The following is a 15220-nucleotide window of genomic DNA, read 5'->3' as shown; positions in this document are numbered from 1 at the left end:
TCGCTAGCGGCGCGTGAGCACTTCCGCCCCGCCATAGACGACCTGCCGGCGCATCTCATCGCTGAAAAGGCCGTACATCATGGGAAGGTCGGGCCGGGTGGCCTGGTCGAGGGCGGCGATGTGCCCCGGGGACAGATGCAGCCCGACCGCGCCGATGTTGTCCTGAAGTTGGCTGACCCGGCTGACGCCGATCAGGACCGTGTCCACCGCCGGGCGCGAGAGCGCCCAGGCCAGGGCGACCCGGGCAGGCGGCTCACCGATCTCGGACGCCACGGCCTTCAGCGCGTCGACGATAGCCCAGTTGCGCTCCGTGAAGAGAGTGTCGCCGAACGGGTTGGCGCCATCCAGCCGGGCGCCGCCTTCGGCCTTCGCCGTTCCGTCGGCCGCCTCAATCGTCAGGCCGCCGGCTCGCGACGGGGCCGCCTCCACCGTCGCGCGGTCATACTTGCCGGTCAGCAGACCATAGGCGAGCGGGCTCCAGGGCATCACGCCAAGGCCGGTGTCCAGCGCCAGGGGGACGTGCTCCGCCTCGATCTCGCGGCTGACCAGGGAGTAGAAATACTGGAGCGCGATCGGTCCGGGCCGCCCGCTCGCAGCGGCCAGGGTCACGATCCGGGCGACATACCAGGCCGGGGTGTTCGACAGGCCCCAGTAGCGGATCTTTCCCGCCCGCACGAGCGTCGACATGGTCTCCAGCAGCTCCTCCGGCGGCGTCACCGAGTCCCACACATGGATCCAGTACAGGTCGATATAGTCGGTCTTCAGCCGGCGCAGCGAGCCCTCGAGGGCGGCATGGATGTGTTTGGCGCCGTTGCCACCCGCATGCGCGCCCTGTCCGGCGGCGAACCCCGACTTGGTCGCCAACACAAGCTGATCGCGATTTCGGCGGTCTGCGATGATCTCGCCCAGCATCGTCTCGCCGCCACCCCCGGCGTAGACGTCGGCGGTGTCGATAAGGTTGCCGCCCGCATCGACATAGGCGTCGAAAACGGCCTCGGCGTCGGGGCGCTCCATGCCCCAGCGCCCGACGCCGAAGGTCATGGTGCCCAGGGCGAGCGGACTGACGATCAGACCGGAACGGCCGAGGGGACGATAGTGGGCGAGGGACATGGCGAAGCTCCTGTCTGATCCGGAGCCTGAATTGGACATATAGGCCGTTGAGCGGTAGCGGCCATTAGCTACGAGACCCTTTGAGCAGGACTCAACAATGGACCGCGACACCTGGAACGATCTGGCCATCTTCGCCGCCATTGTGGAGGCTGGAGGATTCACCCGGGCCGGCGCCGGCCTCGGGGTGACGGCATCTGCGCTCAGTCACAGGATGCGTCTGATGGAGGCGCGAATGGGGATGCGGCTGCTCAACCGCACCACCCGCAGCGTGGCGCCCACCGAGGCTGGTGAACGTCTGCTCGCCAGTCTTCGCCCGGCCATGGCCGAGGTGGACGCCGCCCTGTCCGCCCTGGACACCGACCGGGCGAAACCCGCTGGCCGCGTCAGGGTCAGCGCCCATCGCTCGGCGGCCTTCGGCCTGGTGCTTCCCCGCCTGAAATCGTTCTCGGAAGCCTGGCCCGACGTTACCGTCGAACTGGTCGTCGACGATGGTCTGATCGACATCGTGCGGGCGGGGTTCGACGCCGGCATCAGACGCTTGCCCTCGCTGGAGCAGGACATGGTTTCGGTCCGGCTCGACGACGGCGTGCGTCTGACCATCGTCGCCGCGCCGGCCTATCTGCGCAGGGCCGGAACACCGGACACGCCGCAGGACCTGCAGACCCACTGTTGCCTGAACTACCGCCTTCCAACAGCGGGATCGCTCTACCGGTGGACCTTCGAGCGGGACGGCCAGACCACGACGATGGATGTCACCGGGTCTTTCGTCACCAACGATATCGACATGCTGTGCGAGGGCGCCCTGGCAGGCCTGGGCCTCGCCTGTGTGCTGGAAACCCAGGCCGCGCCTCATCTGGCGTCGGGATCCCTGACCAGCGTGCTCGACGACTGGCGTCCAAGGCTTCCGCCGAATTACCTCTATTACGCGGGACGACGAAATCCGCCGCCGGCCCTGCGGGTGTTCATCGACGCGATGAAGTCGGCCTTGCCCGTCTGAGCGGTCTGATCGGCAACCGGGAAAAACCGGAGTGGTGCGGGCGGTCGGGGTCGAACCGACACTCCTTTCGGAACCGGATTTTGAGTCCGGCGCGTCTGCCAATTCCGCCACGCCCGCGTCCGGGGCTCCTGTAGCGGATGAAATCGGGGCGCGCATCCGGTTTCTGCGGCCCGGCGGGTGTGGTTTGGGGATGACAACGGGCCGGGGCTGGCCTATATGGCCGCTCACATCGTTATCGACGGGCGTCGGACGACGCTTTTCGGAGCGGCGGCCGCAGGGTCCGCCGCTTTTTTATTGGAGTGCATGGCCTTGCGGGCGAAGACGGCCGAAGACCGCATGCTGATCGAGCTTCTGGACCCCATCGCGGAAACGCTGGGTCTGGACGTCGTGCGGGTGCGCCTGATGGGCGGCACCCTGCGCCGGCGGCTGCAGGTCATGGCCGAGCGGCCCAGCGACCACGACATCTCGGTCGAGGAATGCGCCCGGCTCAGCCGGGCCATCAGCGAGGTGCTGGACGCCGCCGATCCCATCGCGGGCGAGTATCTGCTGGAGGTGTCCTCGCCGGGCATCGACCGGCCGCTGACCCGCCTGATCGACTTCCAGCTGTTCGAAGGCCACGAGGCCCGGCTCGAAACCGACCGCATGGTCGAGGGCCGTCGTCGTTTCCGCGGCCTGCTGGCCGGGGTCGAGGACGCCGACAGCGCCAATCCCATGGTGGCCATCGATCTCGAGGACGAGGACGACACCGCCCTTCTGCCCTTCGCCTGGCTGTCCGAAGCCAAGCTCATCCTGACCGACGCCCTGCTCAAGCGGGGCGAAGAGATCCGCCGCGCTCGCGGCGAACCCGAACCTGACCAGATAGAGGACGAAGCCTGATGGCTGTCACCGGAATCTCCGCCAACCGCATGGAGCTGCTCTCCATCGCCAACGCCGTGGCCATGGAGAAGAACATCGACAAGGAGATCGTCATCGAGGCGATCGAGGAAGCGATCCAGAAAGGCGCCAAGTCGCGCTACGGGGCGCACCACGACATCCGCGCCAAGATCGATCCCAAGACCGGTGAGCTGGCCCTGACCCGTCACGTGACGGTGGTCGAGGACGACTGGCAGCCCGAGGACGAGCTGGAGGAGTTCAACGACTCCGCCATGGTGCGCCTGACCGACGCCCAGAAGCGCGATCCCGAGGCCGAGGTGGGCAAGGAATATGTCGAGGAGCTGCCGCCCTTCGACTTCGGCCGGGTGCAGACCCAGATGGCCCGCCAGGTGGTCATGGGCAAGGTCCGCGAGGCCGAGCGCGCCAACCAGTACGAAGAGTTCAAGGACCGCGTCGGCGAGATCGTCAACGGCACGGTCAAGCGCGTCGAATACGGCAATACCATCGTCGATCTGGGCCGGGGCGAGGGCGTCATGCGCCGCGACCAGTCCATCCCGCGCGAAGTGTTCAACATCGGCGACCGCATCCGCACCTACATCTATGACGTGCGCCCCGAGGTGAAGGGCCCGCAGATCATGCTGAGCCGCGCCCACCCGGGCTTCATGGCCAAGCTGTTCGCCCAGGAAGTGCCCGAGGTCTACGACGGCGTCATCGAGATCCGCGCCGCCGCCCGCGACTCCGGCTCGCGCGCCAAGATGGCCGTGCTGTCCAACGACAGCTCCATCGACCCCGTCGGCGCCTGCGTCGGCATGCGCGGCTCGCGCGTGCAGGCCGTGGTCGCCGAGCTGCAGGGCGAGAAGATCGACATCATCCAGTGGAACCCGGACGAGCCCACCTTCATCGTCAACGCCCTGGCCCCCGCTGAAGTGGCCAAGGTGGTTCTGGACGAGGAAGCCGGCCGCGTCGAAGTGGTCGTGCCCGACGAGCAGCTGTCGCTGGCCATCGGCCGTCGCGGCCAGAACGTGCGTCTGGCCTCCCAGCTGACCGGCTGGCAGATCGACATCATCACTGAAAGCCAGGACTCCGAGCGCCGCCAGCGTGAGTTCGCCGAGCGGACCCAGCTGTTCCAGGACGCCTTGGACGTGGACGAGGTCATCGCCCAGCTGCTGGTCACCGAAGGCTTTGCCACCGTCGAGGACGTGGCCTTCGTGGAAGCCTATGAAATCTCCGACATCGAGGGCTTCGACGAGGAAACCGCCGAGGAGCTGCAGGCCCGCGCCAACGACTATCTGGGACGCCAGGCCGCCGAACTGGATGCGAAGCGCAAGGAACTGGGCGTCGAGGACGGCGTGCTCGAAGTCCCCGGCGTGACCCTGCCCATGGCCGTCGCCCTGGGCGAAGGCGGCGTCAAGACGGTCGAGGATCTGGCCGATCTGGCCACCGACGAGATCCGCGGCGGCTTCGAGGTCAAGAACGGCGAGCGCGTCCGCGTTCCGGGCGTGCTGGAAAGCTTCAGCCTGCCCCAGGAAGACGCCGAGATGCTGATCCTGCAGGCCCGCGTGGCGGCCGGCTGGATCGACGCCTCCGAACTGCCCCAGCCCGAGCCGGAGCCTGAGGGCGACGAGGAAGAGGGCGTCTATGACGAGGCCGAGGCCGTGTTCGGCGGCGAAGGCCAGGCCGGCGACGGCGAGGCCGACGAAAGCGTAGCCGAGCAGGGCGACGAGGGTGTCGAGGAGGCCGATCTGGCCGAAGGCGACGCGGAGGTCTTCGCCGAAGACCTCGAAAAATCCCGCGACGCGTGATGGGAGCCGCAGCCGTTCATGGGTCTCGCCGCAGCCACATCAGAGCGTGAACGCCGCGACCTCGTCACCCGCGAGGTCATGGAGGAATCACGCCTGATCCGCTTCGTGGCCGGACCGGACGGCGCGGTGGTTCCCGACCTGGCGCGCAAGCTGCCCGGCCGGGGCCTGTGGGTGGCGGCGGACCGCGCGTCGGTCTCCACCGCCGCCGCAAGGGGCCTGTTCGCCCGCGCCGCCAAGGCTCCCCTCAAGGCCGGCCCCGAGCTGGCCGATCTGGTCGAACGGCTGCTGGTGCGGCGCTGTCTGGACCAGCTGGGTCTTGCGCGCCGCGAAGGCGCGCTTATCTCGGGCTTCGAGAAGTCTGCGGCGGCGATCCGGGGCGGCCAGGCCGCGTGGGTGATCGAGGCGGCGGACGGCGCGGCGGACGGTCGCGGCAAGATTCTGGCCCTCGCCGCGCGCCAGCCCAGCCCCCCCGAAGTGTGCGGCGCCTTCACCGTCGAAGATTTGGGTTTGGCCCTGGGGCTGGAAAATGCGATACATAGCGTCCTGCTTGCGGGCGGGCGGGCTGATCGCTGGACCCAGGAGGTCGGGCGACTGGCGGGATTTAGACCGCTCCGACCCCAGGACTGGCGTCAGGCCGGGTCTTCGGACCGGCCCGATTCCGTGACTGAGAGCGGGCCAGCGGGAGCCTTCGACGGGCGCGGTTCCGTTTCCTGAGAGGGAAGCGAGGCCACGCACGGCTGTTTGTGTTTTTGAACCAATGGGCGGGCGACCGCCGCGAGTAAAAGCGACCGGATGAGCGACGAGAACGACAACAACACCGACGGCAAGCCCCAGGGCGCCCCCTCCACGACGGGACCGCGCGCGCCGCTGAGCCTGCGCCCGCGTCAGGCGGGCTCGGTGTCCACAGGCACGGTGAAGCAAAGCTTCAGCCACGGCCGGTCCAAGACCGTCGTGGTCGAGACCAAGCGCCGTCTGGGAGCCGGTGCGGGCGTTCAGCGTCCGCAGGGCTTCGACGTGGCCCGCAACCGGCCCGCGCCCGCCGCGCCGTCGGCCCCGCCCGCGCGCGCGCCGCGCGCCGAGGGCCCCGGCGGTCTGTCCGCCGAGGAGATGGAAGCCCGTCGCCGCGCCATCGAACTGGCCAACCGCGAACGCGCCGAGCGTGAGGCCCAGGCCCGCGCCGAGCAGGAAAAGGCCGCCCGCGACGCCGCCGCCCGCAAGGACGCGGAAGCTGCGGCCAGGGCCGCCGCCGAAGCGCCCGCGCCCAAGCCTGTTGAAGCGCCCAAGGCCGCCGAAACCGCTCCGGTTGAAGCCAGGACTGCGCCCGCGCCGGTCGAAGCCAAGGCCGCGCCGAAGGCCGAGGTTGCTCCGGCCCCGACCCCTGTGGCTGCGGCCGCGCCTGCTGCCCCTGCCGCACCCAAACCCGACCTGTCGGCGCCGCCCAAGCGCGCGCCCCAGGTCAATTTCGGTCAACGCGCGCCCCGCAAGGATGCGCCGCGCGAACGGCCGCAGCCCCCGGCCTTCGGCGGTCAATCCGCCCGCGAGGCCGCCATGAGCGGTCGTCAGGACGCCCCCGCGGCCGCCGCACCGTCGTCTCCGCCCGCCAAGACGGTTCGCTACTCCGCCCTGACGCCCAAGCCGGCGCCCGGCGCAAACCGCTCCGAGGGGCGCGGCGCGCCCGCCCCGCGCGGCGCTCCGAACCAGCCCCCCGCCACGCCCGAAGTGGCCCGTCCCAGCCGCGCCCCCGGCGCCGGGGCCGGCTTCGGCCGCGCCCGTGAGGACGACCGTGATCGCCGCGACGCCAAGCCGGTCTCGCGCGGCAAGGGCGAGCCCAAGCGTCGCGAAGGCCGCCTGACCATCCAGGCCCTGGCCGGAGGTGATGAGGACGCGGCCGAGCGCATCCGCTCGCTGGCCTCGGTCCGCCGGGCCCGCGAACGCGAGAAGGAAAAGCGCAAGGGCGGCTCCACAGACGCGCCGAACCGTCCGCGCGAAGTGGTCATTCCCGACATCATCACCGTGCAGGAGCTGTCCAACCGGATGGCCGTGCGCGGCGTCGACATCATCAAATTCCTGATGCGTCAGGGCCTGATGATGAAAATCACCGACGTGATCGACTCAGACACCGCCGAACTGGTGGCTGACGAGTTCGGCATGGCCGTGCGCCGCGTTTCGGAATCCGACGTCGAGACGGGCTTCCTGTCCGACGAGGCCGATCAGGACGCCACCACGCCCCGCGCGCCGGTGGTGGCCATCATGGGCCACGTCGACCACGGCAAGACCAGCCTGCTGGACGCCCTGCGCACCACCGATGTGGCGGGCGGCGAGGCCGGCGGCATCACCCAGCACATCGGCGCCTATCAGGTTCGCCTGAAGGACGACCAGCGCGTCACCTTCCTGGACACCCCGGGCCACGCGGCCTTCTCGTCCATGCGGGCCCGCGGCGCCAATGTCACCGACATCGTCATCCTGGTGGTGGCCGCCGACGACGGCGTCATGCCCCAGACGGCGGAGGCCATCAGTCACGCCAAGGCGGCCGGTTCGCCGATCATCGTGGCGGTCAACAAGATCGACAAGCCTGACGCCAATGCGCAGAAGGTGGTCAACGAGCTGCTGCAGCACGAGATCGTGGCCGAAAGCCTGGGCGGCGACACCCAGGTGGTCGAGATCTCCGCCAAGAACCGCACCAATCTGGACGGCCTGATCGACGCCGTCCTGCTTCAGGCCGAACTGATGGACCTGAAGGCCGATCCCGAGCACCGCTCCGAAGGCGTGGTCATCGAGGCCAAGCTGGACAAGGGTCGCGGCCCGGTCGGCACGGTTCTGGTCAAGCGCGGCACCCTGCGTCGCGGCGACATCGTCGTGGCCGGCTCCGCCTGGGGCAAGGTCCGCGCCCTGCTGAACGAGCGCAACGAGCAACTGACCGAAGCCGGTCCCTCCACCCCGGTCGAGATCCTCGGCCTGGACGAGGCCCCGGATCCGGGCGAGCCCTTCGCCGTGGTCGAGAGCGAGGCCCGCGCCCGCGAGCTGACCGAGTTCCGCGCCCGCAAGAAGCGCGAGAAGGCCACCGTTCCGGCCGCCGTCTCCCTGGCCGACATGATGTCCAAGCTTCAGGACAAGAAGGTCTCGGAACTGCCCGTCCTCATCAAGGCGGACGTGCAGGGCTCGGCCGAGGCCATCGTCGGCTCGCTGGAGAAGATGGGCAACGAGGAGGTGCGTGCGCGCATCGTCCACGCCGGCGCCGGCGGCATCACCGAGAGCGACGTGACTTTGGCCAAGTCGGCCGGCGCGCCGATCATCGGCTTCAACGTCCGCGCTTCCAAACAGGCCCGCGACCTGGCCGAGAAGGAAGGCGTGGAGATCCGCTACTACGCGATCATCTACGACCTGCTCGACGACCTGAAGGGCGTGCTGTCCGGCATGCTGGCGCCGATCCAGCGCGAGACCTGGCTGGGCAACGCCAAGGTGCTGCAGGTGTTCGACATCTCCAAGACCGGCAAGATCGCCGGTTGCCGGGTGGCCGAAGGCGTGGTCCGCAAGGGCGCCAAGGTCCGTATCATCCGCGACGACGTGGTGGTGCTGGAACTGGGCACCCTCGCCACGCTCAAACGCTTCAAGGACGAGGTCAACGAGGTCCCGTCGGGCCAGGAGTGCGGCATGCACTTCCAGGGCTTCCAGGACATCAAGGAAGGCGACCTCATCGAGTGCTTCACCGTCGAGGCCATCCAGCGCACGCTGGAGTAGGGTTCAATATCCGCGCAAACCGGCTTTCGCCGGGATGCGCGGATACGGTCCTGTTCCCGCCACAAGTGGGTATAGAATGCCGGCCATGAAACGCGTCGCCGCCCTCGCCGCCCTGGCCCTGCTCACCGCCGCCGCTCCGGCGCGCGCCGAGACCCTGTTCTACGCCTATGACCCGGCCGATCCGCTGACGCTCAGCCTGACGCGCGGCATCACGCTGGAGCTGGAGCGCGGCTTTCTCGGGGGCACCGCCATCCGGCGGCTTTTCTCCACCGGCGGGCGCGGCTCGGCGGCCCTGGAGCGGGGCGGCCCCAATGGCGTCGTCGACGCCCTGCCCGACGGCGCAGAGGAGCGTACGGTCTACCGTATCCTGCCCGACGGCGACGGCCGCGCCCTGGCCAACGCCCTGTGCCCCGCCTCCGAGGAAGCCTGGTTCGTCTCCAGCCGCATTCGCGGCCCCCGCGGTCTGACCCTGCACGCCGTGGGCCGCTGGTCTGACGGCCAGTTCAGGCACTGCGCGCCGCTGCGCTATGAGTTCCGCGGCGAATGGGCCGGAACCGACGCCCCGCCGACGGACAGCGACGCCTCCAGCGCCCCCCGTCCCCAATAGGCCATGCGCGGCGCCGCCCTCGCCGCCCTTGTCGGCCTGATCGCCGCGCTCCTGACCTGGACCCGGCCGGGCGACCCGACCCTTGCTCCCGCCGCGCCGGGGCAAGGCGTCGTCCTCCACATTCTCGACAACGGCTTTCACACCGACATCGCCCTGCCCCGCGCACCGCTTGAGGCGCGCGGCGGCCCGCTGGCCGAAGCAGTGCGGGACCTGGCCCCCGGCGACTGGGTGCTGGCGGGCTGGGGCGACGCCCGCTTCTATGTGGACCAGCGCCCGATCCACCACCGCCTGCCCGACGGCGCCCGCGCCTTCCTGCGGCCCGGCAATCCGTCTGTGGTCATGCTGGACCCCTACGGCCGCGACCCCGCCGGGGCGTGGAGCGATGAGCGCCGCCAGAGCCTGACCCTGTCGCCCCGCGCCTTCGACGCCCTGGCCGACCGCATCGAGGCCTCGCTGGCGCTGGAGAACGGGCGCGCCCGCATCGCCACCCGGCGCCCCGGCGACGACGCGGTCTTCCTGGCCAGCCACGAGACCTTCTCGGTCCTGCGCCTTTGCAATCACTGGTCCGCCGAGGTTCTGCACGCGGGCGGGGTGTCCGTCCGGCCGGTGCAGTCGGTGTTCTCGGCCGAGGTCATGGGGGCGGCCCGCCGGGCCTCGGAACTGGACATCAGGGCCTCAGGGGACTAGACCGCGCCCCCTCCCGTTACCCCCGCCGGGTTCGATCCCCGGCAAGCGCGTCAAGGAGGCGCTCATGGGCCGCAAGCAACACACCCGCAACGCCACACCCCAGGGTCCCAGCCAGCGCCAGCTGCGCGCGGGCGAACTGATCCGTCACGCCCTGGTCGAGGTCCTGCGCGAGGAAGACATCCACGACGCGGCGCTGACCGGCGTCTCGGTCACCGTGACCGAGGTGCGCATGTCGCCGGACCTGAAGCACGCCACCTGCTTCGTCGAGCCCCTCGGCGCCGGCGTCGACGCTGCCCCCACGGCGGGCCACGTGACCGAGATCATCGACGCCCTGAACGCGCACGCCAAATTCCTGCGCGGGGTGCTGGGCCGCCGCATCGACATGAAGTTCACCCCCGACCTGCGCTTCCGCCACGACGAGAGCTTCGACGCCGCCAGCCACATGGAGCAGCTGTTCGCCGATCCGAAGGTCCGCGCGGACATCGAAGCGGCCGACGACGAGGACGACGGCGCGGCAGGCCTGAAAGACTGATGGCGCGGAAAAAGAGAGGCAACCCGGTCCACGGCTGGGTCAATCTGGACAAGCCCATCGAGCTGGGCTCCACCGAGGCGGTCAGCCGCATCCGCCGTTTGTTCAACGCCCAGAAGGCGGGCCACGCGGGCACCCTCGATCCGCTGGCCTCCGGCGTTCTGCCCATCGCGCTCGGCGAGGCCACCAAGACCGTGCCGTTCCTGATGGATGCGGAGAAGGTCTATCGCTTCACCATCCGCTGGGGCGTCTCCACAGCGTCGGTTGACCGCGAGGGCGCCGTCACGGCCCGCTCCGACATCCGCCCCTCGGTCGAGGCCGTCCGCGCCGCCCTACCGGCCTTCTCGGGCGAGATCCAGCAGGTTCCGCCCATCTTCTCCGCCATCCGCGTGGACGGCCAGCGCGCCTATGACCTGGCCCGCGAGGGCGTCGAGGTGGAGCTCAAGGCCCGCCCCGTCACCGTCCACGAGATCGCCGTCTCGGACGCCCCCGACGCCGACCATGTCGAGATCACCGCCCGCACCGGCAAGGGCGTCTATGTGCGCTCCCTGGCCCGCGATCTGGCGGTCATGCTGGGCGCAGAGGGCCATGTCTCGGCCCTGCGCCGCGAAAGGGTGGGACCTTTCACCGCGGAAAACGCCGTAACGCTGGAAATGCTGGAGGATTTGGCGTATAGGGGCGCCGCCCTGGAAGGTCTACTTCCGGTCGCGACCGCTCTGGACGACATCCCGGACCTGGCCGTGACTGGATCGGACGCCTTCTCGCTTCGGCAGGGACGGCCGATCGTTCTGCTTCCCCGACAGGTCGAAACGCTCAAGGACCGGCTCAAGTCCGGTTCGCGAACCGTTTCGGCGTTCGAGGACGGAACCCTGGTCGCCCTCTGTCAGATGCGGGCCGGTCGACTCGAACCCGACCGCGTTTTCAATCTGTCCTGAAGCCCGCCACGGCGGCGCCGAGGGAACATCCAACGCCCTCATGCAGCGAGGCCTCGCAGGCCAAGCGTAGGGCAAGAAAGGATCTACGATGTCGATTACGGCGCAACGCAAGGCCGAGGTCATTTCCGAGAACGCCCGCGGTGAGGGCGACACCGGTTCGGCCGAGGTCCAGGTCGCGATCCTGACGGAACGCATCGCCAACCTGACCGACCACTTCAAGACCCACAAGAAGGACAACCACTCCCGTCGCGGCCTGCTCAAGCTGGTGTCGCAACGTCGTGGCCTTCTGGACCACCTCAAGAAGGTTGATGAAGGCCGCTACGCCGCCCTCATCGAAAAGCTGGGCCTGCGCCGCTAGGTTCAGGTGACGGAAGGGCCCGCGTGCGGGCCCTTTCTCTTATCCGCCGCAAGGCGGTCGGGGGCTGAACGCCTCCATGACGCGAGGGCCATGCCGGTCCTCACTCAACCCGCCCGGTCCGCGACGTCGCTGATTGGGTTTTCGGGACCGAAGGACTGAAACAAAGCCTGACGCTCCGCCCCCGCAGGGAATTCGCCCTCGGGACAAGAAAGAGAAAAAATGTTCGATATCAAACGCAAGACCATCGACTGGGCCGGGCGCCCGCTGACCCTGGAAACGGGCCGCATCGCCCGCCAGGCCGACGGCGCCGTGCTGGCCACCTATGGCGAGACGGTCGTGCTGGCCACCGTGGTCTACGGCCGCGCCCCCAAGCCGGGCCTGGACTTCTTCCCCCTGACTGTGAACTACCAGGAAAAGACCTTCGCCGCCGGCAAGATCCCGGGCGGCTACTTCAAGCGTGAAGGCCGGCCGACCGAGAAGGAGACCCTGGTCTCGCGCCTCATCGACCGTCCGATCCGCCCCCTGTTCGTCAAGGGCTTCAAGAACGAGACCCAGGTCGTCATCACCGTGCTGCAGCACGACCTCGAGAACGACCCCGACGTGGTCGGCATGGTCGCCGCCTCCGCCGCCCTGACCATCTCGGGCGTGCCCTTCATGGGCCCCATCGGCGCCGCGCGCGTAGGCTACATCGACGGCGAGTTCGTCCTCAACCCGACCCTGGAGCAGCTGCCCACGTCCGATCTGGACCTGGTCGTCGCCGGCACCCAGGACGCCCTGATGATGGTCGAGTCCGAAGCGAAAGAGCTGTCGGAAGAGATCATGCTCAACGCCCTGATGTTCGCTCACCGCGGCATGCAGCCGGTGATCGACGCCATCATCGAGCTGGCCGAGCACTCCGCCAAGGAGCCCTTCGACTTCCAGGCCGACGACGTCTCGGACGTGGTCGCCTCCATCAAGAAGCTGGTCGGCGACGACATCAAGGCCGCCTACACCCACACCGGCAAGTACGACCGCCGCTCGGGCGTCGACACCGCCAAGAAGAAGGCCGCCCAGGCCCTGATCGCCTCGGACGACAACCCCGACGGCGTCGAGCCCGGCAAGTTCTCCACCGCCTTCAAGGAGTGTGAAGCCGAGGTCCTGCGCCGCGACATCATCGAGAACGCCCACCGCGTCGACGGCCGCGCCCTCGACAAGGTCCGCGCCATTGTCTCGGAAGTCGGCGTCCTGCCGCGCACCCACGGCTCGGCCCTGTTCACCCGCGGCGAGACCCAGGCCATGGTCGTGGCCACCCTGGGCACCGGCGAGGACGAACAGTACGTCGACGCCCTGGCCGGGACCTACAAGGAGAAGTTCCTCCTGCACTACAACTTCCCCCCCTATTCGGTGGGTGAGACCGGCCGCATGGGCGGCGCGGGCCGTCGCGAGATCGGCCACGGCAAGCTGGCATGGCGCGCCCTGCGTCCCATGCTGCCGACCGCCGAGGACTTCCCCTACACCATCCGTCTGGTGTCGGAGATCACCGAGTCCAACGGCTCGTCCTCCATGGCCACCGTCTGCGGCGGCTCCCTGGCGCTGATGGACGCGGGCGTGCCCCTGATCCGTCCGGTCTCGGGCATCGCCATGGGCCTGATCCTGGAGCCGTCCGGCGAGTTCGCCATCCTGTCCGACATCCTGGGTGACGAAGATCACCTGGGCGACATGGACTTCAAGGTCGCGGGCACCGAAGTGGGCATCACCAGCCTGCAGATGGACATCAAGGTCGCCGGCATCACCGAGGAGATCATGAAGCAGGCCCTGACCCAGGCTTCGGCCGGTCGTCTGCACATCCTCCAGGAAATGGCCAAGGCCATGGACGCGCCGCGCGGCGAGCTGGGCGCCTACGCCCCCAAGATCGAGGCCATCAAGGTCCCGGTCGACAAGATCCGCGAAGTGATCGGCACGGGCGGCAAGGTGATCCGCGAGATCGTCGAGAAGACCGGCGCCAAGATCAACATCGAGGACGACGGCACGGTCAAGATCGCCGCCTCGGACCAGGAAAAGATCGACGCCGCCAAGGCCTGGATCCAGTCCATCACCTCCGAGCCCGAGCCGGGCGCCATCTACACCGGCAAGGTGGTCAAGCTGGTCGACTTCGGCGCCTTCGTGAACTTCTTCGGGGCCAAGGACGGCCTGGTCCACGTCAGCCAGATCAACCTCGAGCGCGTCGCCAACCCGGCCGACGTCCTCACCGAGGGACAAGAGGTCAAGGTCAAGTTCCTGGGCATGGACGATCGCGGCAAGACCAAGCTGTCGATGAAGGTCGTCGATCAGGAGACCGGCGAGGACATCACCGACAAGATCAACGCCGAGCGCGCCGAACGGGGTGAAGCCCCCCTGTCCGACGACACCGGCGGCCGTCCCAAGCGTGACGGCGATCGCGGTGGCGACCGCGGAGGCGGCGACCGCGGCCGCCGCCGTCGCGACTGATCGCTCTGATCGTTGAATGAGAAAGGCCCCGGTGATCCCTCACCGGGGCCTTTTTACTTCCCTCTCCCCTTGGGAGAGGGCTGCGCGCAGCGGAATGCGGAGCAGACCGCTCATCCTCCCCTGCGCCGCAGGGGAGGGGGACCACGAAGTGGTGGAGGGGCCGGTCGCTGAAAGCGACCGGGGCGCGCGCAGGGTGAGGGTCGCCTCCCCAAAAACCCGTCATCCCCGGGCTTGTCCCGGGGACCCACTGCGGCCTCAGGCGCGAGCTGAGAAGGACTGAACGGCCGGCTCGACCGGGCGCCTTCCGGAACCGCATCCGCCGTGGACCCCCGGGACAAGCCCGGGGGTGACGGATCATTGAATCTTCGGATCAATCCAGCTCGATTAAGGGTCTCAACCCTTCTCCCCCAACCGCGCCTCGATCCGCAACAGCGCATCCCGGATCTCCCCCAGCACCGCCCGCTCCCCATCAGCCCCGTCCACCGGCGCAGCCACAGCCGCCGGCGTCGCAAAGCCCCGCTCCGCCAGCCGGTCCCGCTGCTCCAGGATCTGGTCGCGCACCCGCCGCGCGTCCATCAGCCCGATCAGGTCCGCCTCGGGCTGGCCCGTGGCCGCGCTTCTCTGCCCCGCAGTTTCAATGCGCAGGCTCAGCAGCCCCAGGGCGCCCAGCAGCGGCCCCTCGCGGATGGAGATGTCCTGGATCTTGTCCAGGGGAATGGTCAGCTCCTGCTTGAAGAACACCCCCTTGCCGACCACGACACTCCGGTCGGTCAGCCGGCACGACAGCGAGGCGTGATACCGCGAGGCCCACCAGCCCCCCAGCAGCAGCCAGAACGGCAACAGCAGAATGCCCGCCACCGTCGCAATCAGGATCAGCGCCCCGCTGAGCCAGAAATAGACCTTCAGCTTCGGACTGAACCGCGCCTCGACGATGGCTATGGACTGAGCAGACATGGATCACCCCCCGGTTGGTTCACAGGCGCCATACAGCGGCGGGGCGGGGGGAGCAAATGGGGGCGTGCCCGGCGAAGCGACCACGGCAAACCTCCGCCCTCTTGCATAGTGTAACGTTACGCGCTACACATGTGTCATGAGTGCAAACGCCCCACATCCCGGAA

General features: G+C 68.9%; 13 protein-coding genes and 1 tRNA gene. 11 read left to right on the top strand and 3 right to left on the bottom strand.

Annotated elements, in window-relative coordinates:
- Positions 1 to 3: 3 nt before the first annotated feature.
- Positions 4 to 1110 (bottom strand): aldo/keto reductase, encoded by a 1107-nt coding sequence (locus tag ACK4SE_RS12950; RefSeq protein WP_409693428.1) that lies wholly within the window; start codon positions 1108 to 1110, stop codon positions 4 to 6.
- A 97-nt stretch (positions 1111 to 1207) separates the two neighbouring features.
- Between ACK4SE_RS12950 and ACK4SE_RS12945 the strand changes: the two genes are divergently transcribed.
- Positions 1208 to 2107 (top strand): LysR family transcriptional regulator, encoded by a 900-nt coding sequence (locus ACK4SE_RS12945; protein ID WP_409693425.1) that lies wholly within the window; start codon positions 1208 to 1210, stop codon positions 2105 to 2107.
- A 32-nt stretch (positions 2108 to 2139) separates the two neighbouring features.
- On the opposite strand, the gene ACK4SE_RS12940 is transcribed toward ACK4SE_RS12945, so the two are convergent.
- Positions 2140 to 2224: transfer RNA gene (locus ACK4SE_RS12940), tRNA-Leu, on the bottom strand.
- A 192-nt stretch (positions 2225 to 2416) separates the two neighbouring features.
- Between ACK4SE_RS12940 and rimP the strand changes: the two genes are divergently transcribed.
- From rimP to pnp, 10 genes are all read left to right on the top strand, one after another.
- The gene (rimP, locus tag ACK4SE_RS12935; RefSeq protein ID WP_409693503.1) at positions 2417 to 2983 is read left to right on the top strand and encodes a ribosome maturation factor RimP; all 567 of its coding nucleotides are present in this window, start codon (positions 2417 to 2419) and stop codon (positions 2981 to 2983) included.
- Positions 2983 to 4782 (top strand): transcription termination factor NusA, encoded by a 1800-nt coding sequence (gene nusA / locus ACK4SE_RS12930; RefSeq protein ID WP_409693422.1) that lies wholly within the window; start codon positions 2983 to 2985, stop codon positions 4780 to 4782. The genes rimP and nusA overlap by 1 nt, the downstream gene beginning before the upstream one ends.
- Before the next feature lie 18 nt (positions 4783 to 4800).
- Complete coding sequence (locus tag ACK4SE_RS12925) at positions 4801 to 5496, top strand: RNA-binding protein (RefSeq protein ID WP_409693419.1); 696 nt, start codon at positions 4801 to 4803, stop codon at positions 5494 to 5496.
- A gap of 78 nt (positions 5497 to 5574) precedes the next feature.
- On the top strand, positions 5575 to 8520 hold the full coding sequence (gene infB / locus ACK4SE_RS12920) for a translation initiation factor IF-2 (RefSeq protein WP_409693416.1): 2946 nt from the start codon (positions 5575 to 5577) through the stop codon (positions 8518 to 8520).
- Between the two features lie 85 nt (positions 8521 to 8605).
- The gene (locus ACK4SE_RS12915; RefSeq protein WP_409693413.1) at positions 8606 to 9127 is read left to right on the top strand and encodes a hypothetical protein; all 522 of its coding nucleotides are present in this window, start codon (positions 8606 to 8608) and stop codon (positions 9125 to 9127) included.
- Positions 9128 to 9130: 3 nt separating this feature from the next.
- Positions 9131 to 9814 carry a DUF2459 domain-containing protein gene (locus ACK4SE_RS12910; protein WP_409693410.1) on the top strand — a complete coding sequence of 228 codons (684 nt, stop codon included), beginning with the start codon at positions 9131 to 9133 and terminating at the stop codon, positions 9812 to 9814.
- Positions 9815 to 9878: 64 nt separating this feature from the next.
- On the top strand, positions 9879 to 10346 hold the full coding sequence (gene rbfA / locus ACK4SE_RS12905; protein ID WP_409693407.1) for a 30S ribosome-binding factor RbfA: 468 nt from the start codon (positions 9879 to 9881) through the stop codon (positions 10344 to 10346).
- A complete protein-coding gene (truB, locus tag ACK4SE_RS12900) occupies positions 10346 to 11278 on the top strand; it encodes a tRNA pseudouridine(55) synthase TruB (protein ID WP_409693405.1) in 933 nt (310 codons plus the stop codon). Before rbfA ends, truB begins: the two co-directional genes overlap by 1 nt.
- Before the next feature lie 88 nt (positions 11279 to 11366).
- Positions 11367 to 11636, top strand: coding sequence for a 30S ribosomal protein S15 (gene rpsO, locus ACK4SE_RS12895; protein WP_409693402.1), 270 nt, complete (start codon positions 11367 to 11369; stop codon positions 11634 to 11636).
- Between the two features lie 219 nt (positions 11637 to 11855).
- Positions 11856 to 14102 (top strand): polyribonucleotide nucleotidyltransferase, encoded by a 2247-nt coding sequence (gene pnp / locus ACK4SE_RS12890; protein ID WP_409693399.1) that lies wholly within the window; start codon positions 11856 to 11858, stop codon positions 14100 to 14102.
- Positions 14103 to 14495: 393 nt separating this feature from the next.
- Here pnp and ACK4SE_RS12885 read toward each other — a convergent pair whose 3' ends face one another.
- Positions 14496 to 15056, bottom strand: coding sequence for a PH domain-containing protein (locus tag ACK4SE_RS12885; protein WP_409693396.1), 561 nt, complete (start codon positions 15054 to 15056; stop codon positions 14496 to 14498).
- Positions 15057 to 15220 lie beyond the last annotated feature (164 nt).

Origin of the sequence: Brevundimonas sp., assembly GCF_046293315.1 — a bacterium.
In the GTDB taxonomy this organism is placed as follows: domain Bacteria; phylum Pseudomonadota; class Alphaproteobacteria; order Caulobacterales; family Caulobacteraceae; genus Brevundimonas.
Note: the sequence above shows the minus strand (reverse complement) of the source record. Positions and strands in the feature narration are given on the sequence as shown.

What these genes read in the sequence shown, in the direction of transcription:
- ACK4SE_RS12950 (WP_409693428.1), bottom strand. Translation starts at nt 1,110, where the DNA reads ATGTCCCTCGCCCACTATCGTCCCCTCGGCCGTTCCGGTCTGATCGTC.
- ACK4SE_RS12945 (WP_409693425.1), top strand. Translation starts at nt 1,208, where the DNA reads ATGGACCGCGACACCTGGAACGATCTGGCCATCTTCGCCGCCATTGTG.
- nusA (WP_409693422.1), top strand. Translation starts at nt 2,983, where the DNA reads ATGGCTGTCACCGGAATCTCCGCCAACCGCATGGAGCTGCTCTCCATC.
- ACK4SE_RS12925 (WP_409693419.1), top strand. Translation starts at nt 4,801, where the DNA reads ATGGGTCTCGCCGCAGCCACATCAGAGCGTGAACGCCGCGACCTCGTC.
- infB (WP_409693416.1), top strand. Translation starts at nt 5,575, where the DNA reads ATGAGCGACGAGAACGACAACAACACCGACGGCAAGCCCCAGGGCGCC.
- ACK4SE_RS12915 (WP_409693413.1), top strand. Translation starts at nt 8,606, where the DNA reads ATGAAACGCGTCGCCGCCCTCGCCGCCCTGGCCCTGCTCACCGCCGCC.
- ACK4SE_RS12910 (WP_409693410.1), top strand. Translation starts at nt 9,131, where the DNA reads ATGCGCGGCGCCGCCCTCGCCGCCCTTGTCGGCCTGATCGCCGCGCTC.
- rbfA (WP_409693407.1), top strand. Translation starts at nt 9,879, where the DNA reads ATGGGCCGCAAGCAACACACCCGCAACGCCACACCCCAGGGTCCCAGC.
- truB (WP_409693405.1), top strand. Translation starts at nt 10,346, where the DNA reads ATGGCGCGGAAAAAGAGAGGCAACCCGGTCCACGGCTGGGTCAATCTG.
- rpsO (WP_409693402.1), top strand. Translation starts at nt 11,367, where the DNA reads ATGTCGATTACGGCGCAACGCAAGGCCGAGGTCATTTCCGAGAACGCC.
- pnp (WP_409693399.1), top strand. Translation starts at nt 11,856, where the DNA reads ATGTTCGATATCAAACGCAAGACCATCGACTGGGCCGGGCGCCCGCTG.
- ACK4SE_RS12885 (WP_409693396.1), bottom strand. Translation starts at nt 15,056, where the DNA reads ATGTCTGCTCAGTCCATAGCCATCGTCGAGGCGCGGTTCAGTCCGAAG.